The 23,769-nt window shown below is 60.4% G+C and carries 18 protein-coding genes; 2 read left to right on the forward strand and 16 right to left on the reverse strand.

Features of this window, described 5'->3' with window-relative positions; genetic code table 11:
• Nucleotides 1-3: 3 nt before the first annotated feature.
• From lnt to NA647_RS18095, 11 genes are all read right to left on the reverse strand, one after another.
• Nucleotides 4-1,515 carry an apolipoprotein N-acyltransferase gene (gene lnt / locus NA647_RS18045; RefSeq protein ID WP_256058931.1) on the reverse strand — a complete coding sequence of 504 codons (1,512 nt, stop codon included), beginning with the start codon at nucleotides 1,513-1,515 and terminating at the stop codon, nucleotides 4-6.
• A gap of 158 nt (nucleotides 1,516-1,673) precedes the next feature.
• Complete coding sequence (locus tag NA647_RS18050; RefSeq protein WP_256058932.1) at nucleotides 1,674-2,513, reverse strand: HlyC/CorC family transporter; 840 nt, start codon at nucleotides 2,511-2,513, stop codon at nucleotides 1,674-1,676.
• Nucleotides 2,514-2,551: 38 nt separating this feature from the next.
• Nucleotides 2,552-3,004 carry an rRNA maturation RNase YbeY gene (ybeY, locus tag NA647_RS18055; RefSeq protein ID WP_256058933.1) on the reverse strand — a complete coding sequence of 151 codons (453 nt, stop codon included), beginning with the start codon at nucleotides 3,002-3,004 and terminating at the stop codon, nucleotides 2,552-2,554.
• Entirely contained in the window at nucleotides 2,997-4,004 is a 1,008-nt protein-coding gene (locus NA647_RS18060) for a PhoH family protein (protein ID WP_256058934.1), read from the reverse strand. The genes ybeY and NA647_RS18060 overlap by 8 nt, the downstream gene beginning before the upstream one ends.
• Before the next feature lie 260 nt (nucleotides 4,005-4,264).
• A complete protein-coding gene (miaB, locus tag NA647_RS18065; protein WP_256058935.1) occupies nucleotides 4,265-5,593 on the reverse strand; it encodes a tRNA (N6-isopentenyl adenosine(37)-C2)-methylthiotransferase MiaB in 1,329 nt (442 codons plus the stop codon).
• A 273-nt stretch (nucleotides 5,594-5,866) separates the two neighbouring features.
• Nucleotides 5,867-6,391, reverse strand: coding sequence for a tetratricopeptide repeat protein (locus NA647_RS18070; RefSeq protein ID WP_131649707.1), 525 nt, complete (start codon nucleotides 6,389-6,391; stop codon nucleotides 5,867-5,869).
• A 121-nt stretch (nucleotides 6,392-6,512) separates the two neighbouring features.
• A complete protein-coding gene (locus tag NA647_RS18075) occupies nucleotides 6,513-7,142 on the reverse strand; it encodes a hypothetical protein (protein WP_256058936.1) in 630 nt (209 codons plus the stop codon).
• Between the two features lie 5 nt (nucleotides 7,143-7,147).
• A complete protein-coding gene (gene hemL / locus NA647_RS18080; protein WP_256058937.1) occupies nucleotides 7,148-8,431 on the reverse strand; it encodes a glutamate-1-semialdehyde 2,1-aminomutase in 1,284 nt (427 codons plus the stop codon).
• 11 nt (nucleotides 8,432-8,442) lie between these two features.
• The gene (locus tag NA647_RS18085) at nucleotides 8,443-9,069 is read right to left on the reverse strand and encodes a PIN domain-containing protein (RefSeq protein ID WP_256058938.1); all 627 of its coding nucleotides are present in this window, start codon (nucleotides 9,067-9,069) and stop codon (nucleotides 8,443-8,445) included.
• 18 nt (nucleotides 9,070-9,087) lie between these two features.
• Complete coding sequence (gene thiE / locus NA647_RS18090) at nucleotides 9,088-9,717, reverse strand: thiamine phosphate synthase (protein WP_256058939.1); 630 nt, start codon at nucleotides 9,715-9,717, stop codon at nucleotides 9,088-9,090.
• Between the two features lie 13 nt (nucleotides 9,718-9,730).
• On the reverse strand, nucleotides 9,731-10,525 hold the full coding sequence (locus NA647_RS18095; RefSeq protein WP_256058940.1) for a hydroxymethylpyrimidine/phosphomethylpyrimidine kinase: 795 nt from the start codon (nucleotides 10,523-10,525) through the stop codon (nucleotides 9,731-9,733).
• Nucleotides 10,526-10,763: 238 nt separating this feature from the next.
• Here NA647_RS18095 and NA647_RS18100 point away from each other — a divergent pair, with 238 nt between their 5' ends.
• Nucleotides 10,764-12,707: a sensor histidine kinase gene (locus tag NA647_RS18100; protein ID WP_423836493.1), complete on the forward strand. Its 1,944-nt coding sequence runs from the start codon at nucleotides 10,764-10,766 to the stop codon at nucleotides 12,705-12,707.
• Between the two features lie 210 nt (nucleotides 12,708-12,917).
• Nucleotides 12,918-14,567, forward strand: coding sequence for an acyl-CoA dehydrogenase family protein (locus NA647_RS18105; protein ID WP_256058941.1), 1,650 nt, complete (start codon nucleotides 12,918-12,920; stop codon nucleotides 14,565-14,567).
• A gap of 77 nt (nucleotides 14,568-14,644) precedes the next feature.
• Here NA647_RS18105 and NA647_RS18110 read toward each other — a convergent pair whose 3' ends face one another.
• From NA647_RS18110 to NA647_RS18130, 5 genes are read right to left on the reverse strand one after another with little or no spacing between them, the layout of a single operon-like run.
• Entirely contained in the window at nucleotides 14,645-15,361 is a 717-nt protein-coding gene (locus NA647_RS18110; RefSeq protein ID WP_256058942.1) for a M48 family metallopeptidase, read from the reverse strand.
• The gene (locus NA647_RS18115) at nucleotides 15,361-18,474 is read right to left on the reverse strand and encodes a type I restriction endonuclease subunit R (RefSeq protein ID WP_256058943.1); all 3,114 of its coding nucleotides are present in this window, start codon (nucleotides 18,472-18,474) and stop codon (nucleotides 15,361-15,363) included. Before NA647_RS18115 ends, NA647_RS18110 begins: the two co-directional genes overlap by 1 nt.
• Nucleotides 18,471-19,862 (reverse strand): ATP-binding protein, encoded by a 1,392-nt coding sequence (locus NA647_RS18120; RefSeq protein WP_256058944.1) that lies wholly within the window; start codon nucleotides 19,860-19,862, stop codon nucleotides 18,471-18,473. Before NA647_RS18120 ends, NA647_RS18115 begins: the two co-directional genes overlap by 4 nt.
• The gene (locus NA647_RS18125) at nucleotides 19,859-21,136 is read right to left on the reverse strand and encodes a restriction endonuclease subunit S (RefSeq protein ID WP_256058945.1); all 1,278 of its coding nucleotides are present in this window, start codon (nucleotides 21,134-21,136) and stop codon (nucleotides 19,859-19,861) included. The genes NA647_RS18120 and NA647_RS18125 overlap by 4 nt, the downstream gene beginning before the upstream one ends.
• On the reverse strand, nucleotides 21,127-23,538 hold the full coding sequence (locus NA647_RS18130) for a type I restriction-modification system subunit M (RefSeq protein WP_256058946.1): 2,412 nt from the start codon (nucleotides 23,536-23,538) through the stop codon (nucleotides 21,127-21,129). The genes NA647_RS18125 and NA647_RS18130 overlap by 10 nt, the downstream gene beginning before the upstream one ends.
• Between the last annotated feature and the right edge of the window lie 231 nt (nucleotides 23,539-23,769).

A 23,769-nucleotide genomic window follows, 5' to 3' on the forward strand; every position in this document is an offset into this window, starting at 1 on the left:
CTGTTAGCGGCCTCTTCGCCTCAACGACGCGTAGCCCAATAGCAGCACGCAAACGATGATCAGCGGCCACGAGCGCCACTGCAGGTATGGCGTCAGCCCCTGCATAGGCGTGACTTCGCCATAGAGCACAGCTTCTTCGAATGCCGGAATCTGCTCGACGATGCGGCCCTGCGGGTCGATCAGTACCGTGACGCCATTGTTGGTGGCGCGAATCATCCAACGTCCGGCTTCCAGTGCGCGCATCTGCGCCATCTGCAAATGCTGCAATGGGCCGATGGAATGACCGAACCAGGCGTCGTTGCTGACGGTGAGCAGAATGTCGCTCTGTGCCGCGAGGCTGGCGGCGAACTCAGGGTAGACGACCTCGTAGCAGATGAAAGGCGCGATCTGATAACCCTTCGCCTGCAGCAATGCCTGCCCTGGCGAGCCACGGGCGAAATCGGACATCGGCAGATCGAAGAAGGCGATCAGGCCGCGCAACAGATCCTGCAGGGGCACGTATTCGCCAAAGGGCACCAGTTTCTGTTTCAGATAGGTACCTTGCGCTTCGCCAGCGGTGGTCAGGCCGTTGTAGTAGCGCAGTTCGCCGTCGGCGTTGGGCTGGCGCACCGGCACCCCGGTGATCAGCGCCGACTGCCGCTGTTGGGCGAAGCGATTCATCATCGTCAGGTAGCCTTCGGCGTGTTCCTTGAGGATGGGCACCGCGGTTTCGGGCCAGACGATGAGGTCGGTAGGACGGCTGTGGAAGGTCATGTCGCGGTAGAGCAGCAGCTGCATCTCGAGTTTCTTGGGATCCCACTTGATGCTTTGGGCAACGTTGCCCTGCATCGCGGCAACCGTGAGGGGCTCGCCCTTGGTCTGCGTCCAGGCGTGCTGTCCGATGCCCATCGCGCTGCCCCAGAGTGCCGCCAGAACCACCAGCGAACCGATCAGCGCACCCTTGTGCGCAAACAGCCGAGGCAATTCGATCAGCAGCGCCGCAGTCAGCACGACGGCGAAGCTGAGCAGCCAGACCCCACCAAGCGGTGCAAGCGACGCCAAGGGGCCTTCGAGTTGGCTGTAGCCGGCATAGAGCCAGGGGAAGCCTGTCAGCACCCAGCCACGCAACGCGTCCAGCGCCAGCCACAACGCGGCGAACGCCAGGGCGCTGAGCAGGGGCGAGTCTTGTGGCCGCAGCCAGCGCGACCAGAGCCAGCCGAGCAGGGCGAAGAACAATGCCAGGCCGGCGACGAAGCCCAGCGTTAGCGCGCCCGCCAGCACAGGCGGCGCCGCACCGAAGTCATGGATACTGACGTAAACCCAGCTCACGCCCGAGGCGAACAGGCCGAAGCCGTAGCACCAGCCGCGTCCAGCCGCCTGTTTCGGTGTCAGCTCGCGCAGGCCCATGTAGATCAGTCCGATCGACAGCAGAGCCAGCGGCCAGATATCGAAGGGCGCAAGCGACAGGGTTGTCAGGGCGCCAGCGACTAGCGCCAGCAGGTTACCCGGCCAGCCGGAGCGGGTTATCCAGTGCATCGGAATCCTTTAAAGACGATAAAAGCAGCTTGAAGCCGAAAGCTTGAAGCTTGAAGGAAAAGCTTGACGGCATTGATACGACAGCCCCGATATTGACCAGCTTCCAGCTTCCAGCTTCCAGCTTCCAGCTTCCAGCTTCCAGCTTCCAGCTTCCAGCTTCAGCCGCTGATCCGGCTGACTCGCAGCATGTGCAACCGGCGGCTGTCGGCGTTCAGTACCCGGAAGCGGAACCCGTCGATCTCGGTAACCTCGTTGCGCTTGGGTAGATGACCGAATGTACTCATGACCAGTCCTGCAACGGTGTCGAATTCTTCGTCGGGAAACTCGCTCTCGAAGAATTCGTTGAAACTGTCGATCGGCGTCAGCGCCTTGACCAGGAAGTCGCCGCTGGGCAATGGGCGGATGTAGCTGTCTTCCTCGATGTCGTGCTCATCTTCGATGTCGCCGACGATCTGCTCCAGCACGTCTTCGATGGTCACCAGGCCGGCGACTCCGCCGTATTCGTCGATGACGATGGCCATGTGGCTGTGGTTGGCGCGGAATTCGCGCAGCAGCACGTTAAGGCGCTTGGACTCCGGCACGAACGTGGCGGGGCGCAGCAGGTCCTTGATGTCGAAATTCTGATGGTCGTCCTGCAGGATCAGAGGGAGCAGATCCTTGGCCAGCAGTACGCCGATCACTTCGTCGAGGCTGTCGCCGACGACCGGATAGCGCGAGTGCGCGGCGGAAATGATCGCCGGCAGGAACTCCTTAGGCGTCTGGTCGGCCCGGATGCTCATCACTTGCGAGCGCGGCACCATGATGTCGCGCACCTGCAGGTCAGCGACCTGAATGGCGCCCTCGACGATGGCCAGGGCTTCGTTATCCAGCAGTTTGTTCTGATGGGCACCGCGCAGGACGTCCAACAGCTCCTCGCGGTTTTTCGGCTCTTGGGCAAAAGCTTGGGTGATTTTCCCAAACCAGGACTTCTGCCCGTTGCTCGATTGGTCTTCGCTCATGTCTTTGACTCGATGGTCCTTGCAGTTGCCCGTACGGGCTATTCGGTGGCGTAGGGGTCGGCATGACCCAGTTCCGCCAGTAGGTGGCGCTCGATGCTTTCCATTTCTTCGGCTTCGTCGTCGTCGATGTGATCGTAGCCGAGCAGGTGCAGGCAGCCATGAATGACGAGATGCGCCCAGTGCGCCTGCGGCGTCTTGCCCTGTTCGGCCGCTTCGCGCTCGACTACCGGTACGCAGATCACCAGATCGCCCAGAAGCGGGATATCCAATAACTCGTCCGGCACATCAGCGGGAAAGGAAAGCACGTTGGTGGCGTAGTCTTTCTGCCGCCAGGTGCGATTCAGCTCGCGGCCTTCGGGTTCGTCGACCAGGCGAATGGTCAGTTCCGAATCCCCGCTGCGCTGGCGCAGCGCCAGCTCACACCAGCGGCGCAGGTCCGCTTCATCAGGCACCGCGCCATTGCTGGCGCATTGCACGTCAAGTTCAATCACTGTCGCGGTCCTGGGCGTTGCGCTTGCCCGGCTGGGGCTGCTTGTCCTCGAAGGCCTCGTACGCCTCGACGATGCGCTGCACCAGTGGGTGACGCACCACATCCTTGGGCTTGAAGTGAGTGAAGCTGATGCCGTTGACGTCCTTGAGCACCTCGATTACATGCGCCAGCCCGCTCTTGGTGCCGCGCGGCAGGTCGACCTGGGTGATGTCGCCAGTGATCACGGCGGTCGAGCCGAAGCCGATACGCGTCAGGAACATCTTCATCTGTTCCAGCGTGGTGTTCTGGCTTTCGTCGAGAATGATGAAGCTATTGTTTAACGTCCGGCCGCGCATGTACGCCAGCGGTGCGATCTCGATCACCTGTTTTTCGATCAATCGCGCCACGTGCTCGAAGCCGAGCATTTCGTACAGCGCGTCGTACAGCGGACGCAGATAGGGATCGATCTTCTGTGCCAGGTCACCCGGCAGGAAGCCTAGCTTTTCACCAGCCTCGACCGCCGGACGCACCAGAAGAATGCGGCGAATCTGCTCGCGTTCGAGGGCATCGACGGCGCAGGCGACGGCCAGATAGGTTTTGCCGGTACCGGCCGGGCCTATGCCGAAGTTGATGTCGTTGTCGAGGATGGATTGCACGTAGCGCTGCTGGTTGGCACCGCGCGGGCGAATGTTGCCCTTGCGTGTGCGCAGCGAGATGTTCGGCGTGGTGGAAGGATTGGCAAACTCCTCCATGCCCGATTCCTGCAGGAACAGATGAACCATGTCTGGCGAGAGCTCGGTGCTCTTGGTCTCGCGATACAGGCGTCGCAGGAGGTTTTCGGCGGATTTCGCCGCATCGGCTGGCCCGATCAGTTCGAACTGATTGCCACGGTTGCGGATTTCCAGCTCGAGGCGCTGCTCGATCAGGCGCAGATGCTCGTCGAACTGACCGCATAAATTGGCGAAGCGGTTGGCTTCAAAGGGCTCGAGGGTAAAACGATGAGGCTCTGTAGGGGCGTTCAAGGGCTTTTAATTGACCTGCTTTGATAAGGGGTTGGGTGAGAATAGCGCCGCGCAGCGAAAAAAGCAGCGGCCGAAAGCAGCTGTAAAAAGTCGAAAGATGACTAAAAACGCTGGAAGCTGGAGGGCTGGACGAAAAAGTCGCGGTGACGCAGGGCGGTGAAATCCGCCGAACGGAGCTGGCTTCGCGCATGCCTGGCGGGTATCGGCCCTCCGGTTTTTCCCGTAGGGCCGAAACGCAATAGCGCCGACTCGGTCCGGATTCAGCTGATCAAACTACCGCGCAACGAATGCGGCAGGGCATCGTCTATGTAAACCTCGACGAACTGACCGATCAGGCGGGGATTGTCGCAGCGGAAGTTGACGATGCGGTTGTGCTCGGTGCGGCCCTGAAGCATGCCGGGGTCTTTCTTGGAATAGTCCGTGACTAGGATGCGCTGGGTGGTACCAGCCATCCGTCGGCTGTTTTCGAAGCCCTGCTGGTTGATCCGCTGTTGCAGAATCGCCAAGCGCTGCTTCTTCACGTCTTCCGGGGTCTCGTCGACCAGATCCGCCGCCGGTGTACCGGGGCGCGAGCTGTAGACGAAGGAGTAGGAGAAGTCGAAGCCGACATCTTCGATCAGCTTCATGGTCTGCTCGAAATCTTTTTCCGTCTCGCCCGGGAAGCCAACGATGAAGTCAGAGCTGATCAGGATGTCCGGTACCGCAGCCTTGAGCTTACGGATGCGCGATTTGTATTCCAGCGCGGTGTGGTTGCGTTTCATGCCGGCGAGCACGCGGTCCGAGCCGGACTGCACGGGCAGGTGCAGATATTTCACCAGTTCCGGCACCTCGGCGTGGGCCTGGATCAGGGCATCGGAAAACTCAAGCGGATGGCTGGTGGTGTAGCGAATACGGTCGATGCCGTCGATAGCCGCCACCACACGTATCAGCTCGGCCAGATCGGCTGTTTGCCCGTCATGGGTTGCGCCACGGTATCCGTTGACGTTCTGGCCGAGCAGCGTCACCTCACGGACGCCGTTCTCGGCCAGGTGGATCACCTCGGCGATCACGTCGTCGAAGGGGCGGCTGACCTCTTCACCGCGGGTATAGGGCACTACGCAGAAGGTGCAGTATTTGCTGCAGCCTTCCATGACCGAGACGAAGGCGGTCGGACCGTCGACGCGCGGCTCGGGCAGGCGATCGAATTTCTCGATTTCGGGGAAGGAAATATCGACCTGCGGCTGTTTCGTTGTGCGTGCCGCGTCGATCATCTCCGGCAGGCGATGCAGAGTTTGCGGGCCGAAAACGACATCTACGTAGGGCGCACGGTCGCGAATCGCCGCGCCTTCCTGGCTCGCCACGCAGCCGCCGACGCCGATGACCAGTTGCGGGTTTTCCAGTTTCAGCTCACGCCAGCGACCCAGCTGAGAGAACACCTTCTCCTGCGCCTTTTCGCGAATCGAGCAGGTGTTGAGCAGAATCACGTCGGCATCCGCCGGGTTCGCAGTGATTTCGAGGGGTTGCTGCTCACCCAGCAGGTCGACCATGCGCGAGCTGTCGTACTCGTTCATCTGGCAGCCGTGGGTTTCGATATAGAGCTTGCGGGTCATGTTACGGGCCGGCGTTGTGCAAAAAATGACCGGCGATTATAGGCGCAGGACGAGGGGGAGAAAAGCGGAAGAGCAGCGGCAAGCTTCAAGCCACAAGCTTCAAGTAAAAAGCCGAAACGCTTTACGCGCATTTCGCACAGGCCACACGCTGATTTCGCTTGCAGCTTGCAGCTTGCAGCTTGCAGCTTGCAGCTTGCAGCTTGCAGCTTGCAGCTTGCAGCTTGCAGCTTGCAGCTTGCAGCTTGCAGCTTGCAGCTTGCAGCTTGCAGCTTGCTATTCCCCCGCCGTCTGCAGATCCATCAGATAGTCGCGAAATATCTGCCCCAAGACCTGAGTGGCGATTTCCAGTTCGTCGCGGCGCATCTGGGCCGAGACGCGATCAGCGGTGTCCAGCGCGTCTTCCGCGCCATTGACCGCCGACATCTTCAGCACCACGTAGGCTTGCACGTTGTTGGCCGGCACGCCTTCGCCACGAAAGAACATCACGCCGAGCCGGTGCTGGGCCAGTGCGTGCCCCTGCAGTGAAGCCTGCTCGAACCAGTGCAGCGCTTTGGCCAGGTCGCGCGGCGCGCGGCGGCCATCGTAGTGGTACTCGCCAAGCTCGTAGGCCGCTTGCAGATCGCCTTCGCCAGCGGCCCGCTCGCACGCGCGCAGGGCTTCATGCATTTCTTCCGGCACGGTATTGAGGGCGCAGCGTGAAGTTGCGGGAATCAGCAGCGAGTTGCCGCCCGCCATGGCCAGCATGGGCGAGAGGAGCAGCAGGCAGCCAAGGGCGAGGCTGCGACCGGTGCGAGTCATGGATCAAAGCGCCTCGGAGATCAGGGCGGTGATTGAAGGTACGGCGCAAAACGAGCCGACGGTCACATTATGGATAAGCCGTTGCCTGCTTACAAAGGCTTTGATCGCGCTGCCGGGCTTTTTACGCGGCCGCGCTGCCTGCCTCGCGAGGATTGCCAGGGAGATTGAGTAGCAGCCAGGCTGTGACTGGGCAGGCCAGCGCGAGCCAGAGTTGCTGAAAGGCACCGAGCGGGTTGGGTCCGATCGGCGGCCCGGTCCAGGGCAGCGCAATCAGCACCAGGGCGCCACCGATCACGCCAGCGCTGGCTTGCAGGCGCGCGGGCCATTGCAGCAGGCCGGCGTAAAGCACCAGCAGCGCACTGATCAGACCCAGAGCGAATTCATAAGGCGCGCTCCAGCCGAGCTGCCTGGCGAGTTCGAAAAAGACGCACAGTCCCAGTACGACTCGGCCCCAGTTCGGGCGGCTCCAACGCCATCTGCGACTCAGGGTCAACGCCGCCACGCCGACCAGCGGTAGCCCGAGTAGCATAGTCGCCTGCAGTAACCAGCGCTCTGCTTCGAGGGTGTCGTGGCCAAGCGCCAATCTCGCCACGGCACAGGCCCCGGTGCCGGCCGCCAGGCTGAAGGCGAGCAGGGCGCAGAACAGCGCTGGCTGCTCCGGCTCGTCATAAGCGCGGCGGGCCTTACCGATCCAGACTGCGCTGACCAGCGCGGCCAGCGTCAACAGGGTGGCTTGCAGCAGCTCGGACATCGGGCTCACTTCAATTGAGCGAAGGCGCGCTCGGCGGCATCGAGGGTTATCTGCAATTCCTTATCGCCATGGGCGATGGAGGTGAAACCGGCCTCGAACGCGCTGGGCGCCAGGTACACGCCGCCATCGAGCATGGCGTGGAAGAATTGCTTGAAGCGCTCGGCGTCGCTCGCCATCACGTCTTCGAAGGTGACGATGTCGTCTGCGTCGCTGAAGTACAGACCGAACATGCCGCCCACCTGAGTGGTGACGAGCGGGATGCCGGCCGCCACCGCGCGCTCCTTCAGGCCTTGCAGCATGCGTGTGGTGTAGTCGGTGAGCTCGGCATGGAAACCCGGGCGTTTTATCAAGTTCAGCGTGGTCAGGCCGGCAGCCATCGCCAGCGGGTTACCGGAGAGTGTGCCGGCCTGGTAGACCGGGCCCAACGGTGCGATGCGTTCCATGATGGCGCGCTTGCCGCCAAAGCAGCCGACCGGCATGCCGCCGCCGATGATCTTGCCGAAGGTGGTCAGGTCCGGCGTGACGCCGTAGTGAGCCTGGGCGCCGCCGAGCGCGACGCGAAAGCCCGTCATCACCTCGTCGAAGATCAGCACCACGCCGTGCTTGTCGCACTGCTCGCGCAGACCCTGCAGATAGCCGGGTGCCGGCGGCACGCAGTTCATGTTGCCGGCGACCGGCTCGACGATGATGCAGGCGACCTCGTTGCCGACTTCCGCGAGCATCTGCTCGACCGCGGCCAGATCGTTGAACGGCAGCGTCAGGGTGTGCTTAGCGAATGCCGCCGGCACGCCCGCGGAACTGGGTACGCCCTGGGTCAGTGCGCCGGAGCCGGCCTTGACCAGCAGGCTATCGGAATGGCCGTGGTAGCAGCCCTCGAATTTGATGATGCTGTCGCGGCCGGTATAGCCGCGAGCCAGACGGATGGCGCTCATGGTCGCCTCGGTGCCGGAGCTGACCATGCGCACCATTTCCATTGACGGCACCAAGCTGCAGACCAGCTCGGCCATCTCGGTTTCCATGGCGGTCGGCGCGCCATACGACAGGCCGTGGGCCAGTTGACGCCGTACCGCGTCGAGAACTTCTGGATGGCTGTGGCCGAGAATCATCGGCCCCCAGGAACCGACGTAATCGACATAGCGCTTGTCATCCTCGTCCGTGACGTAGGCACCTTCGGCGTGCTTGAGGAACAGTGGCGTGCCGCCGACGCTGCGGAAGGCGCGCACCGGCGAGTTGACGCCGCCCGGGATGTGGTTCTGAGCGCTGGCAAAGAGGGTTTCGGAACGGGACATAACAAGTACCTTTAGGCGATGAGCTTGTAGGTGATCGACCCCTGGTTGTTGATCACAACACCTTGTTTGGTGAGCTCATTAATTAGATCAGTGATAGCAAGCTCGCCCAGCTTTTTTTGGAAGGCTGAGGATAGAGCCGTTACTAGCGTTTTGTGTTTTGCCGGTTTGGCTTTCCCTGCTTTCTGCAGGTGTTGTCTGGCGAACTGCACGCGCTCAGCCATGGACATCTGTGCCGGCGATTTTTTGCAGGCTGCGATGGCTGGCTTGGCAGGTTGGATCGACGGCGTTGTAGCAGCGCCGCTACGGTTGGCTTTGATTCCCCTGTCGCGCATGTGCTTGAGCAGTGGGTCGTAGCCGCTGTCTTTTGATACGACCAGAAACTGGCAATCGGTTTCGCTGCTGGAAAGTTGCCCCATGTAGAAAGCGATGTGGAAGTCGAGTGCATTCTTCCCGCTGTGCTGCAACCGGATGTACTGGGCGTTATCACCGAATTGTTGGATTTCTTCTGCCAGCTCTACGTTTATCTTCGACTGGTTAGCTCCGACGAATACTCTGAGCTGATATCCCTCGGCTTTGATCTTATGCAAGGAGGAGGGCTGGACGTTTTCCAAATCAATTAGTGCGTACTTGTTGCTCACGATGGCCCGTCCTTGGGATCAAAACAGCCCGCTGAATGCCCGCGCGCGGCGTTCGACCTCGCTGGCCGAATCCGCCGCAAACAGGGCATGCACGACAGCAACCAGGCTGGCGCCGCGAGCGATCAGGTCAGGTGCGTTCTTCAGGGTCACGCCGCCGATCACGGTGATCGGTTGGCTGAAACGCTGGCGTGCCTGTTCGAGCATTTCGACGGTGGCGGCCGGGGCGCCGGGTTTGGTGTTGGAGTCGAAAAATCTGCCGAAGGCGACATAGCTCGCCCCTTCGTCGATTGCCTGTTCGGCCAGATCCAGCCGCGCATGGCAGGTCGCGCCAATGATCGCCCGGCGGCCGAGCAGGGCACGGGCAGCGGACAGCGAGCCGTCTCCCTGGCCCAGATGCAGGCCGACGTCGAGGCGTGCGGCCAGTTCGGCGTCGTCGTTGATGATCAGTTGCGCGCCATGGCGATGGCAGAGGTCGCGCAATGCTTCGGCTTCGCGTAGGCGCCGGGCCGCGTCATCGGATTTGTCGCGGTATTGCAGCAGGCGCGCGCCGCCCTTCAACGCCGCTTCGGCGTACGGCAGCAGGCGCCCATCGGCCAGCAGCGTGCTGTCGGTGATGGCGTAGAGGCCGCGCAACTCGGTGCCTTTCATGGCAACCCTCCAATCAAGCCAGATCCAACGGCAGGCGACGGGGAATGTATTGCCCGCGCCCTGGCGCTTCGGCATCGCGCAATGTACGCCATGTGTAATCCAGGGCGGACTTCACGGCGCTGACGATGTTTTCGCCAAGAGCCAGACGGCCCGCGAGCGCGCTGGCCAGGGTGCAGCCGGAACCGTGATAGCTGCCTGGCAGGCGCTGACAGCTGAAGTCGTGACGGTCGCCGTCGCGTGAGTACAGGCGGTTATGCACTTCGGTCTCATCGCCATGTCCGCCGGTGATCAGCAGGTAGCGAATGTAGGGCAGCAGTTTCTCGGAGCATTCGTCGGCGCTGCCTTCGGGCAGTCCGGCGAGAATTCGCGCTTCCGGCAGGTTTGGGGTGGCGATGGTCGATACCGGGAAAAGCCGCTCGCGCATGGCATAGCCGACTTCGTCCTTGCCCAGCGCGCCGCCACCGCCGGCACGCAGCACCGGGTCGCACACCAATGGCACGCCGGGCAGTTTCTGCATGATTTCAATGACGGTCTCGACCATTTCCACCGAGCCGAGCATGCCCAGTTTGACCGCGGCAACCGGCAGGTCGGCGATGACGGCGTGGGCCTGAGCCAACACCCAGTCGCGATCCAGTACACGGAAATCAGACACGTCGACGGTGTCCTGCACGGTCAGTGCGGTGACGGCAGGGGCAGCGTGGCAACCCTGGGCGATTAGCGCCTCGATGTCCGCCTGCAACCCGGCGCCCCCGCTCGGGTCGTGGCCGGAAAGGCAGAGAACGACAGGACGGGAGCAAGGGCCGGACATCAATGAGTTCCCCGAATAAAGAGTGTGATGGCGCTAGGCAGCCAGATTTAAGGCGTGCGAGCTTATCACCAATCGATCCGTGCGGCTTGCCAGGGCGACCGTCGCGCGTGCGGCGTGACGCCTGCAGAACTCTGCGTGCCGGTCTGCTGGATCATGCTAAAGTGCCATCCATTTCGAGTGGCGCATGTTTTAGGGGAGCCGGGTTCTCCTGGCGCGGCTCGGCGGGGCGTTCGCAGTTATGCGCCAGATATTGTTGTTCTTATTCAGTCTACTGCCAGCATTGGCCAGTGCTGTCGACTTCGACGATAAAACCCGGCGTCTTCCGCTGGGTCAGGTCATGGCCGTGCTGGAAGATTCTGAGCGGGACGCCAGCATCGAGGAGGTGCTCGCACGCGATGCGGCCGGGCACTTCGTCCGTCATGACGAGGACGTGCTCAACGCCGGTTATTCGCGTTCGGCGTTCTGGCTGCGCATCGACCTGCATTACCGAACTGACCGTTCCCGTGAGCTTAGCCGATGGTGGCTGGAGCTGGCCTATCCGCCGCTGGATCATCTGGATCTGTATCTACCCGACGGCCAGGGCGGCTACCGTCTGGCGCAAGCGAGTGGCGACGCGCTGCCTTTCGGCGAGCGGCAAATCCAGCACCGCAATCATTTGTTCGAGCTGGAGCTGCCGCCCAATCAGCCGCAGCGAATCTACCTGCGGCTGGAAAGCCAGGGTTCGATCCAGGTTCCGTTGACCCTGTGGGCACCAGCGGCTTATCTGGAAGCGCAATCGGCACACATCTATATGCTAGCGATCATTTACGGCGCGCTGCTGGTGATGCTGGTCTACAACCTGTTCATCTTCCTCAGCGTGCGTGATCGCAGTTATCTCTACTACATCTTCTATATCGCCTCGTTCGGCCTATACCAGGTCTCGGTCAATGGGCTGGGCGTCCAGTTTCTGTGGCCGGATTCGCCGTGGTGGGCCAATGTCTCGACACCGTTCCTGATCGGCGCGGCGGGCGTCTTCGGTTGCCAGTTCGCCCGTAGTTTCCTGCATACGGGCAAGCACAGCCCCTGGATCGACACTGCGTTATTGATGCTGGTGGGGTTAGGCGCGCTGACCATGGTGTTGTCGTTGACCGCCGATTATGCGCTGGCGCTGCGGTTGGCGACGTTCATGGCGCTCTGGTTCATCCTGGTCATCTTCGTCGCTGGTAGCGTTGCCTGGTACCGCGGCATGCGGGTCGCGCGCTATTTCATGATTGCCTGGACGACCTTTCTGGTCGGTGGGCAGATCAACACCCTAATGGTCCTGGGCTATCTGCCGCACAACTTCTTCACCATGTATGCCGGGCAGATCGGCTCCGCGATCGAGGTGGCGCTGCTGTCGCTGGCATTGGCCGACCGCATCAATGCGATGAAGGAAGAGCGCGCCAAGGTGCTGCAGGAGACAGGTCGCAAACTTGAGGAAATGAACCGGGAACTGGCCGAAAGCAACCGACTCAAGGATCAGTTTCTGGCCAACGTAACCCATGAGCTGCGCACGCCGATGCACGGCGTTCTTGGCAGCCTCGACTTGATGCGAACGCTGGAACTGAGTGGCGAGCTGGAACAGTACCAGCGCATCGCAACCGGCTCGGCGCGCGACATGATGCGATTGGTCAATGACATTCTTGCGCTGACCGAACTGCAGGCCGGCAAGTTGCAGCTGCGCAACGAGTCGTTCGGGGTGCGCGCTTTGATCGACGAGCTGGACGTAATTTATGGCGCCCGTGCGACGAAGCGTGGATTGACCTTCTCGGTCGAAACCAGCAACGAGCTGCCTCGTATCCTGGTGGGCGATGCCGGCAAGCTGAAACAGAGCCTTGGCTATCTGCTCGACAACGCCATCAAGTTCACCGTGACGGGCAGCGTGACGCTGGCGCTGGCCGGGCATGATGACGAGGACTCCGGGTTCGTTCTGGCGGTGGACGTGATCGATACCGGCGTGGGTTTCGAAGCGCCGGCCGATGGCTCGCTTTATCAATACTTCCGCCAGCTCGATGGCAGCATGACTCGCCCATACGGCGGCCTGGGCATTGGCCTTTCGCTATGCCGGCAGCTGGTCGAGTTGCAGGGCGGCAGTATTTCCTGCCAATCCACGCCTGGCCGCGGGACTCATTTCCAGGTGCGCGTGCCGCTACAGATTATCTGAGCGCTTCCGCCCGTCATCCGGTTACCGTGCCGTGCGGGTTTGCGCGCGTGGTTTGGCTGAAACCCCGCTTTTTCCATGCAAACATGCGTGCTTCACTTCTTCTCGTGGGCCGACCGGATGCCGGCCCGCATCGACCCGGCGAACTGTGAAGGGCGCTGAGAACGCATCTTCAATCAGGTCGTCGCCACTTCGCCTGCCGAGGAGATCGCCATGAGCCTGCACCCTTACGCTGAAACCCACGAGGTGCTGAACCAGGTGCCGTCACTCGATGGCGCCAACCTGTACCGTCTCGATCTGCCATTGCAGCAATGGGTCCATCGTTACCAGGGCAGCTGGGCCGAATCGCGGCTGGATGCCTATGGCGCGCTGGCGGGCGGGCCACTGATGGCTGCAGGCTTTCTCGCCAATGAGAACAAACCGGTCTTCAAGAGCCATGACCGCTATGGTCATCGCATCGATCTGGTGGAGTTCCATCCCGCCTACCACGAGCTGATGCACGCGGCCATCGCCCACGGCATCCCATCGCTGCCCTGGACAGACCCGCAACCCGGTGCCCATGTCGCCCGCGCGGGGCTGATGTATTTGCACAACCAGGCCGAGGCCGGCAGCAGTTGCCCGTTGACCATGACCTTCGCCAGCGTGCCGGCGCTGAGGCTACAGCCGGACATCGCCGAGCAATGGCTACCCAGCGTACTGGCGACCGAATATGACCCACGCAACCTGCCTGTGATGCAAAAGACCGGCGCGACCATCGGCATGGCCATGACCGAGAAGCAGGGCGGCACCGACGTGCGTGCCAATACCACTCGCGCTTATCCGGTCGGCGCGAGCGGCCCGGGACAGGCCTACGAGCTGGTCGGGCATAAATGGTTCTGCTCGGCGCCTATGTGCGACGCCTTTCTGACCCTGGCGCAGACCGACCAGGGCCTGTCCTGTTTTCTGCTGCCGCGCCATCGCCCCGACGGCAGCCGCAACCAGTTCTATATCCAGCGACTGAAGAACAAGCTCGGCAACTGGGCTAACGCGTCCAGTGAAGTTGAATACCGTGGCGCCCTGGCCTGGATGATCGGCGAGGAAGGGCGCGGCGTGCCGACCATCATCGAAATGGTCGGCATGACCCGCTTCGACTGCATGATCGGCTCCAGCTCGCTGATGCGTCAGGCGCTGACCCAGGCCATGCACCACTGCACGCATCGCCATGTCGGCGGCCGGGCGCTGATCGAACAGCCGCTGATGCGCAACGTGCTGGCCGATCTCGCCCTGGAAAGCGAAGCCGCGCTGGCGCTGACCATGCGCATGGGCCGCGCGCTGGATAATCTGCAGGACGAGCACGAAGCCAGGTTCGCCCGCCTGGTCACCGCGATCGGCAAATACTGGATCTGCAAGCGCGCGCCGGAAATGATCGCCGAAGCCAGCGAATGCCTCGGCGGCGCCGGCTACGTCGAAGAGACCATTCTGCCGCGGCTGTACCGCGAGGCGCCCGTCAACTCCATCTGGGAAGGCTCCGGCAACGTGCAATGCCTCGACGTGCTGCGCGCCTTGTCGAAGGAGCCCGGCGTGCTCGACACCCTGTTCGCCGAACTGGGCGACGGCCACGGCGATGCGCGACTTCAGGTGCATATCGGCCAGCTGCAAGCCGCATTCCGCGACACCGATGACATCCAATACCGCGCCCGCCAACTCACCGAAGACCTCGCCGTCACGTTGCAGGCCAAGCTGCTGCTCGAAGCCGGAAACAGCACGGTATCGGATGCCTTCATCGCCAGTCGCCTGGAGGGGCATGGGCGGGTATTCGGTACCTTGCCGAGAGGGCTGGATATCAGCGCGCTGCTGGCGCGCAGTGCGCCTTTTATTGACTAGTTCACTGGATAGCTGCGCTGTCGGCGAGCAGTGCTAAGTAATGCTGGATTTGGCTCAATCCGACCGGCGACCGCATCTCAACATTCCCAATTCTCATGCCGCACGGGCAGGCGATTCAGTGCATCTTTAAGCTGCCGCCAGTTCGGAATGAACCTGTCCATCAAGCTCAGAAAACGCGGGTTGTGAGTCGACTCGATCAGGTGCGCCAGTTCATGCACCAGTATGTATTCCAGGTACTCCGGCGGTTTTTTTGCCAGATCGGTATTCAATCGGATGCTCCCTGCAGCCGAGTTGCAGCTACCCCAGCGGGTTTTCATGCGCTGCACGAAAATGCGTCTGACCTCGACTCCCATCAACGGCTGCCATTTGGCCAGAAGAGCGGGCAGCTTCGCCCGCAGCTGTTCGCGATACCAGCTTTCAAGTAATGCCTGTCGGCGAGCATCGTCACTTCCCGGCCGGACGTACAAGATCAGCGTGGAATGCTTCAGCTCGACGGCCGGCGCAGCATCCACTTCGATCACCTTCAGCAAATATCGCCGGCCCCACACCTGATGGCTTTCTCGGTTCAGGTACTCGTGCTCCGGCTCGCGCAGTTGCGTGCGCATCTGGTGTTGTTGCGCCTTGATCCAGCTCAGTCGGGAAATGGCGAACGCACGCAGCGCATCCAGCCCCATGTGCATCGGCGCGGAAATATGCACCCGACCTTCGGGCGGATACACGTATAGATGCGCGTGCTTGTTGTTCTTTCGCTGAACCTCGACCCGGATGCCACCGAGGTCAATATGTTCGGCCATCAGTATTCCTGGTGAGTCACGACGATAGGGAACAGCCGCTCGACTTCTTCCACGCTGTTCAACACCTGATACATGGCTTGTTTGACCGTCATCTCCTTGGCCTGCACACCTCGCCAGCCATCTGGTCTCGCTTGTTTCACTGCGCTATCGAGCTTCAGCGCAAGTTCCAGCATGTTGTCCTTGGCGGGCTCACCGTATGGCGCCCTCGTTTCGGCAGTTCGATTGGACGACAGGTTGTTGTACAGCGCCAGCTTGCCCGCTGTATTCAGCGCTGGCGGTGTGTCTTCAGCCTTGCCGGCCTGCACTCGGGCCGCCAGCTCGCCGATGCGCTTGAGATACTCCTCGTATTCGATCGCCCTTTCCTTGCGCAGCTTGATGATTTCATCGAGCAAGGCTGACATGTTCTCGAAGTAGGCGGGGTCGGTAAGGTTTTCCTTGATGATCTTGCTGCGCACGTTGTTCTCGATGGTTTCGGCAACGGCGCCCGGATTGCCTTTCATCTCGCCCAATTTCTGAGCGATGGCCTCGGCGATCCCGGTGTTCACGATCAGTTCCAGCAGCCCGATGTTGTCGAAGGGGGAAATCTTGCGCGGTTCGCTGGCCTCGATATAGGTATCGATCAGATGCCGCATGTCCGCCTCGAACGGCTTGATATCGAGTGTCTCGCCGCTGGCCTTGCGGATGATTTCACGCAGCGCCAGATACCGCTCCAGCGTCCGCTTGATCTGCTCGACTTGCGCCGGGCTGTAGCCTGCCGCTTCCATTTCGTCGGCTACGTTCGCATAGGCACGCAGCAGCGCCACCACCGCTCTGTACAGCGCGACGCGCTGCGGCTCGCGGTTGCGCAGGTCGTCGGCTATTTCGGTATTGCCGCAAAAGTAATGGATATGCGCCAACTCATCCTTTGGCGGAGCCACCGGCTCGCATAGCAGCTCCAGCGCTTCGAGGGCATCGTCCAGGCGTTCCTTGCTCTGCTTCAGACGATCATGCAACAGCACGTCCGGATCGGCGCCGCCGGCGCTGAGATCGAGTTCCGATGTGTAGACCGCAATGGCGTTTTCGACGCGCTTGAACAGATCCTTGTAGTCGACGATGTAACCGAAGTCTTTGTCTTCACCATCCAGGCGGTTGGTCCGGCAGATGGCCTGGAACAGGCCGTGGTCCTGCATCGACTTGTCGATATACAAGTAGCTGCAAGGCGGTGCGTCGAAACCGGTGAGCAGCTTGTCCACCACCACCAGCAACTTCATGTTGGCCGGCTCCTTGATGAACAGCGCCTTTGCACGCTCTTCATAGGTTTCGGTTTTGGAAATGCCCGGCTTGGCTTGAAGGTTCTCCAGCAGTTCGGTGTAAGTGTTGTAGATGAACTGCTTGTCGGTTTCGGTATTGGCGCCGGTTTCCTCCAGCGTCACGTCCTTGGCCAGCGGGTTGTAGGAAGTGATGACCGCGCACTTGCCCTTGAACATCGTCTTGTTGAACAGGGTGAAGTACTTGCATGCTTCATAAATGCTGGACGCCACCAGAATCGCGTTGCCGCGTTGGCTCGAGAGGCGCCGCTTGGTGCTGAAGTCGAAAATGATGTCCGCCACCACGCGATCCATGCGCGATCTGGAACTGAGCACGTTCTGCATGGTGCCCCACTGTTTCTTCAGCTCGTCCTTCTGCCAATTGTTCAAGGCCTTGGTGCTGTTCTCGAACCATTGGTCGATCCTGTCCGAGGAACCCAGCCGGGTGTCGATGTCCCGCGCCTCATAGAGCAGGTCGAGCACCACGCCATCTTCCACCGCTTCGCTGAATTTGTAGGTGTGGATGTAGCCACCGAACACCTCCAGGCTGGTGGCCTTGTCTTTTTTCAATAAAGGCGTGCCGGTAAAGCCGATGAATACCGCGTTGGGCATCAGCGCTTTCATCACCCGGTTGAGCCGGCCGCTTTGTGTCCGGTGGCACTCGTCGACAAACACGAACACCTCGCCCACGGTCGGGCTGGGCTGGGCCTGCAACTCCTCGATAAAGGCCTCGAAGGCCTTGTCATCCTTACCTTTGGCCGAGCCGCCGAACTTGTGCACCAGCGAGCACAGCAGGCGTGGCCGGGGTTGGCTGAGCTGACGCATCAGCTCCCGTCCGCTGCCGGTGCGGCAGATGGCTTCACCGGCATCGTTGAATACCCGCTCGATCTGTTTATCCAGTTCGTCGCGGTCAGTGATGATGGCCACGCGGGCGTTCGGGTTGTTTTCCAGAATCCACTTGGCCAGCAACACCATCAGAATGCTTTTGCCGGCACCCTGGGTGTGCCAGATGATGCCGCCCTGGCGCTGCTGGACATGCGCCTGCGCCGCCTTGATGCCGAAGTATTGATGCACCCGCGGCAGCTTTTTCCAGCCGCCGTCGAACAGCACGAAATCATGAATCAGCTCGATCAGGCGGGTCTTTTCACACATCTTTAGCAGGTATTTGTCCAGCTTGTAGCGGCTGTTGTCTGCTTCGTCTTCCTTCCAGGTCAGGAAGTACTTTTCCTGCGTGCCGGTGGTGCCGTATTGCAAACCTTCGGAATCGTTGCCGGCAAAAACGAACTGCACGGTGCTGAAAAACCAGGCATTGAACTCCGGCTGCTGGTTGGACAGGCTCTGGCGAATGCCGTCGCCTAGGCTGACGCGGCTGTTCTTGAGTTCCAAGACACCGATGGCGATGCCGTTGACGTACAGCACGATATCCGGCCGCCGCTCCAACTTGCCCTCGAGGGTGACCTCCTCGGCAATAGCGAAATGGTTGTTCAGGGGTTCGGCCCAGTTGATCAGGTGCACGGTCTCGGTCACCTTTCCGGCCTCGGTCTTTACCGGCACGCCGTAGCGCAGTAATTGATAAACCGCCTGATTGTTGCCGTATGGGCTGCGCTCGGGGTGGCCTGCTTCGGTCTGTAGCTTGTACAGCGCAGCATTGATCTGCCCGGAACTGTAGCCCGCACCGCTCAGGTAATCACGCAGCAGCTGGCTTTCGATGTTGCTGTTGTTGGCCCGCTCGGCCCAGTCGCCAAGGTGCGTATAGCCCAGCTCCTCGGTAAACAGCCTGGCTACACGATCCTGCGTTACACGCTCGGCTTTGCCTATGTCGGTCATTTGAGTACTTCCCAGCGGCCTGTTTTGCGTGGGCCGACAAACCTCAAACGACCCTCCTTGACCAGTTTGGCCGCCGCGCGCTCGACCGCGCTGGTGGACTTACCGATCGCTTGTGCCACAACCTCTAGCGTCCATTCCGGGTTGGCGCCAAGTACCGCCAGAATACGTTCCGGAGTTTTGACGGGTGTTTCTACCGGCGTTTCTGCCTGCGTTTCTACCGGCGTTTCTACCAGCGCTTCCCCCAGCAAGGGCCGCGCCGCATTCCCCAACGCCTCGGCCAGCTGCGCCGGGTGGGCGTGGAAGGTCAGCATCAGCCCCGAAAGGCTGGTATCGAACAGCGGCGGCGGAATGCCGTGCTTACGGCACTCGCTCAGAATTTTCTCGATGCCCCGGCCCCAGGACTCTACATAGCCGGCACGAAAGAACGCCGAAGCCAGCAGCGGGTTGAAGGGGTGCGATGGATGCTTGGCCAGCAATTGCTGCTGCGTCCAGTGCTCCGGCAACTGGCCGGGGTTCCAGATGACGATCTGATGCTCATAGACGCTGATCTGGATCGGAATGCCGCTGGCGTAGTCCTTGTGGATCACCGCGTTGAGCAGCGCTTCGCGCAGGGCCTGCAGGGGGAACAGATAGCGCTCCACGCGCTGGATGCCTTCATAGCGGATATACGCCTTGAGGTATTTGCTATGCAGCAACTCAAGTGCCTTTTCAACCTGGGTGAACAGGTCGCCGTGGAGTTCATCCTGATAGCGCAGGTCATCATCGGTGACGAAAAAGCCCAGCTTGATATAGGCGCCGGGCACGTAACGCTCCGGCTCAGTACCGAACAATAACGCCGTAGCGCGCTTCAGATACTGGCCTTCTTCCAGTTGCAGGCTGGCCAGCAGCGCGGCATCGCTGTCTTCGAGTACCGCTTCGTCCACTCGCCCACTTCTGGCGGCGCGGTTGCGGAACCCTTGCAACGCAGCCGGTCGGCAATCTTCAAGCGTCAGGCCCGGCAGCGGCACGCCGTCCCAGTGCAAACCCTGCTTGCGCAGCAGAAAGCGCGACAGCGCCGCGCCTTTCAGTTCCTGCTTGGTACTGCCGCTGCGGTAGTGGTATTCGCCCTTGTAGCTGACCGGACTGGGGTAGGCCGGCACGACGATTTCCAGCAGCGCCTTGCCTGCTTCTTCGCGCAGGTTCACATCCAACATGATGCCCAGCACGTCGCGCACCTTGTTGGGGATTTCCTCCAGCAGCCGTGCCGCATCAGCCACGCCGACCGGTGCGCCGTCATCGCTGCGGCCGATCTCCAGCACGCCGCCTTCAGCATTGGCGAAACCGCATATCCATTTCAGATATTCGTCGCGCCATCCGGCCTTCCATTCCCGCTGCTGGTGTTCGCTCATACCAATCGAATCCTTCCTGTGAGAAGTTCCTGCATCATGCCCTGTTTGATAAGGCGGGCTTTTTGGAGTTGGGTTTCGAGGGAGGTGATTTCGTTGTCCATTGCGGAGAGAACCGAGGCGATGGCAGATTGCTCATTAAGCGCTGGAAGCTTGATTCGTATACGCCCGAGCGCACCGCGTGATATGCGCTTATGAGTAGTGCCTCCGCTTCTATCACTAACAGCTTGGAACCAGCAGGGCATCGAAAGAAGATTTACTAAGAACGCTCGATCAACAGCGCTTTGCGGTGGGCGGAAAATAGTGACATCAACTGATGTCACTATTTTCTCTTCCCCGATATTGGGAAGAAGGCAGGCGCGGCCAGCTGGCTCCGCCAATCGGCAGATGAGTAAATCGCCTTCAACTACTTCCTTGCAACGCAAGGAAGCAAATGAAGTTTCGTAAATATATTTCCTCTCGGGTTTATCGAGATATTTGCCAATGCCGATATTTCCAGTCTGAACGAGACGAATGCCGTCTGAAGTAATATGTTCAGACTCAATCCAATCGCCGTCATCAAAAAGATCCTTACGTCCGCCTGCAAGCTCAAGAAGTGAACTATCCATCCATTCCCCACTAAAGCCCGGCAGCCGACGCTCGCCCGTAAGCAGTTCCTGCATCGCACCTTGCTTGATCTGGCGCTTTTTGGTCAGCAGTTGCTCCAGCGATTCGATCAGCGCATCCGCATCGCACAGGGCTTTGGCGATGGCTCGTTGTTCTGTTGGAGAAGGAAGAGGAATATGCAGCTTTACTAAATCACGACCATATATTGCAGCAACGCTTGTTGTTCCAGTTGCAATGCCGCGCAACGTGGAGATAAAAAACGGCGTATTAAGCGCATAATTAATATAGCGCTTGGACGCGACTCGCCTCTGATCGAATTCTATCCTCGCAATATTGGAGTTGAAGTAGGCCTCGGGAAGCTCGCTCCGCCATATTGAAACCTTTCCGACCAAATCTAAAGTGTTTCTTGTATTGAAGAGAATGTCGCCTTTTTTCAATAAATCGCGCGCGGCGGGTGTTTGCGCGGAGTTAATGAACTCAACTCGATTGAGTTTAATTTCGCCTCGCCCAAGGTTGCCCATTTTAATAAGCGGCCAATCTGTCTGGCGCTCATCGTTTTTGTAATTTCCACCTAATTGCATGGAAGAAACAATATCTCCAAGGAAAGGTGTATCCCAATCCTCCGGAATTACCCCCACCCCCGTCTGCTTATATCCCGGCTTCAGCTCCATACAAACCCCATCTTCTGCAGATGCGCCGCCACCTTGGCTTCCAGCTCGCTGACACGCTGCGTCAATTGCGGTAAGGGCGTTTCGTAGCGCTCGGCCAGCTCTTTCACGCGCCGGGTCAGGGTCTGGCTGACGCGATCCATCTCACCGCTGGCGGCGGTTTGCAGAGCGGCCAGCCATTTGGCGTCCACCGCCAGGGTTTTGATTTCGTCTTCGCTCAGTTTCGGATACTGCTTATAGGCCTTGTCATCCAGTTCGGCCTCCAGCTCTCTGAGCTGTTTTTTTAACGCAGTTTCGCTGACGGCCAGCGCTTGCCATTGCTTGAGCACGGCCAGCTCCTCGGTCGCATCGGCGTCCTTACCGATTTCCTTGATGCGCGCTTTTACGGCGGCGTTGACTTTATCGAAGTCAGCGAATGCCGCATCTTCGCCGCTGTGTTCTTCCTCCAGCTCGGCCAGGGCGGCGCTGGCGGCTTCCAGGTCGGCGCTGGTCTGGTCGATGGCGGTCTGTTCGGCCGCGAAATAGCGGGCGACGATCAGGTGTTTAGGCAGCAGGTCGCAGGCCCAGCCCTTGTCCTTTTCCTTGCCCTTCTTGTCTTTTTCGATGATGCGGTAGGTTTCAGCCTTCCAGCCGTCGGCGGCAATCAGGTAAGCATCGTCCTGCATGACGTCGGCCCAGTAGTCCAGCAGATGCTGGTACACATCGTAGGCGTTGATCAGCGGCTTGCCTCGAAAGTGCTGCAGCAGGCTTTCAGCGACTTCATGGATCAGTTGCTTGGGATGAAAGCCCGGCTGCATCGCCTTGAGCTTTTCTGCTGTCAGCTGGCGCCACGTAGCGAAATGCTCGGCCATGCCGCCGATGAAACAGGCGAACTCGGGGTGCCCGTAAATGGCGGTCTTGATCGCCGCCTTGTCCACAGCCAGGTCGAAGTAACCGGGGCGGTTGGCGTTGAATAGCGCTGTTTTCAGCTGCGGGCACACCGCCCAGTAGCTATCCAGCGCCTCGATATCGGCGGCGGGAATGCCGCCCCTCAGATGGCCTTCGATATCCTGGCGGTCCTCGGCCTGGCTGCTGTCGATATAGCGCGGCAGGTTCAGGTTGAAGTCGTTCTTCTCGATTTCTTCATAGCCCACCATGCGCGCATAGGACGGCTCGCTGTCGTCCTGGCGGGTGAAGGCGTCGACGATGCGGTGAACGTCTTGCTCGCGCAGACGGTTCTTGGGGCCGTCCTTGATGAAGCCGGCGCTGGCGTCGAGCATGAAGATACCCTTGCGCCCAGCCGCGTTAGCCTTGTCGATAACGATGATGCAGGCCGGGATGCCGGTGCCGTAGAACAGGTTGGCAGGCAGGCCGATGATGCCCTTGATATAGCCGTGGCGGATCAGGTTGCGGCGAATCTCGGCCTCGGCGTTGCCGCGAAACAGCACGCCGTGGGGCAGGATGCACGCAGCGGTGCCGGTGCTTTTCAGCGAACGGATGATGTGCAGCAGGTAGGCGTAGTCACCCTGCTTGGCCGGCGGTGCGCCGAATGTCTCGAAGCGCCCGTGCGGGTCATTCTGCGGATCGAGACCGGTGCTCCAGCGCTTGTCGGAGAAGGGTGGATTGGCCACCACGTAATCGAAGGTCTTGAGCAGATCATGCCCACCCGCACTCACCGTGAACCTGGGGTCGGTCAGGGTGTTGCCTTGGGCGATCAGCGCGGTGGGGTTGTTGTGCAGGATCATGTTCATGCGCGCCAGGCTGCTGGTGGCCGAATCCTTCTCCTGGCCGTAAAGCGAGACCGGCGTACCGGCCTCATCGGCGACCTTGAGCAATAGCGAGCCAGACCCGCAGGTCGGGTCATACACGCTGGTCTCGGCGCTGGTCTGCGCGGCACCGATACCGATGATGCTGGCGACCACGCGGCTGACTTCGGACGGAGTGTAGAACTGCCCCTTGCTCTTGCCCGAATCCTTGGCGAAGTGTTGCATCAGGAACTCGTAGGCGTCGCCGAGAATGTCGTCATGCTCGGCGCGGTTCTTCGAGAAATCCAGCGCAGGGTTCTCGAAGATGGCGATCAGGTTGGTGAGGCGCTCGACCATCTCCTTGCCGGTACCGAGCTTGTTGGCATCATTGAAGTCCGGCAAATCAGCGAGTTTGTTGGCCTCGGCCAGTGGCGCAATGATCTTCTTGTTGATCTGGTCGCCGATATCGCTCTTGCCCTTGAGCGCCACCATATCGGCAAAGCTCGCACCCGCCGGGATGGTGATGGGGGCGAAAGGCTGGCCGGCGTACTTGTCGCTGATGTACTTGATGAACAGCAGTACCAGTACGTAATCCTTGTACTGGCTGGCATCCATGCCGCCACGCAGCTCGTCGCATGATGCCCAGAGGGATGAATAGAGTTCGGATTTCTTGATGGCCATGCCTGGGGGGTTCCGTCGTACCGGGTGCAGCGATGATGCATGCACAATTGCAGAATGTTTGTGCGCACATGGGCTGCGCAGCGGTCGTGCCGCCCATGTTCGGGTGCTGGACATTGTCTCTAGCTACTTAGCGTACCGCTAGGTTTCATTGGTCATGGAATCGCTTTTCTAGCCATGCCTTCGCAATCAAAACGAGGCAAGATGAGCGAAAGCAAAAAGCAAGGGCTCTGA

It is taken from the genome of Stutzerimonas stutzeri, assembly GCF_024448985.1.
Lineage (GTDB): Bacteria > Pseudomonadota > Gammaproteobacteria > Pseudomonadales > Pseudomonadaceae > Stutzerimonas > Stutzerimonas stutzeri_AP.

Coding starts and splice junctions, on each gene's coding strand:
- lnt (WP_256058931.1), bottom strand. CDS start 1,515: ATGCACTGGATAACCCGCTCCGGCTGGCCGGGTAACCTGCTGGCGCTA.
- NA647_RS18050 (WP_256058932.1), bottom strand. CDS start 2,513: ATGAGCGAAGACCAATCGAGCAACGGGCAGAAGTCCTGGTTTGGGAAA.
- miaB (WP_256058935.1), bottom strand. CDS start 5,593: ATGACCCGCAAGCTCTATATCGAAACCCACGGCTGCCAGATGAACGAG.
- NA647_RS18070 (WP_131649707.1), bottom strand. CDS start 6,391: ATGACTCGCACCGGTCGCAGCCTCGCCCTTGGCTGCCTGCTGCTCCTC.
- NA647_RS18075 (WP_256058936.1), bottom strand. CDS start 7,142: ATGTCCGAGCTGCTGCAAGCCACCCTGTTGACGCTGGCCGCGCTGGTC.
- hemL (WP_256058937.1), bottom strand. CDS start 8,431: ATGTCCCGTTCCGAAACCCTCTTTGCCAGCGCTCAGAACCACATCCCG.
- thiE (WP_256058939.1), bottom strand. CDS start 9,717: ATGAAAGGCACCGAGTTGCGCGGCCTCTACGCCATCACCGACAGCACG.
- NA647_RS18095 (WP_256058940.1), bottom strand. CDS start 10,525: ATGTCCGGCCCTTGCTCCCGTCCTGTCGTTCTCTGCCTTTCCGGCCAC.
- NA647_RS18100 (WP_423836493.1), top strand. CDS start 10,764: ATGCGCCAGATATTGTTGTTCTTATTCAGTCTACTGCCAGCATTGGCC.
- NA647_RS18105 (WP_256058941.1), top strand. CDS start 12,918: ATGAGCCTGCACCCTTACGCTGAAACCCACGAGGTGCTGAACCAGGTG.
- NA647_RS18110 (WP_256058942.1), bottom strand. CDS start 15,361: ATGGCCGAACATATTGACCTCGGTGGCATCCGGGTCGAGGTTCAGCGA.
- NA647_RS18115 (WP_256058943.1), bottom strand. CDS start 18,474: ATGACCGACATAGGCAAAGCCGAGCGTGTAACGCAGGATCGTGTAGCC.
- NA647_RS18120 (WP_256058944.1), bottom strand. CDS start 19,862: ATGAGCGAACACCAGCAGCGGGAATGGAAGGCCGGATGGCGCGACGAA.
- NA647_RS18125 (WP_256058945.1), bottom strand. CDS start 21,136: ATGGAGCTGAAGCCGGGATATAAGCAGACGGGGGTGGGGGTAATTCCG.
- NA647_RS18130 (WP_256058946.1), bottom strand. CDS start 23,538: ATGGCCATCAAGAAATCCGAACTCTATTCATCCCTCTGGGCATCATGC.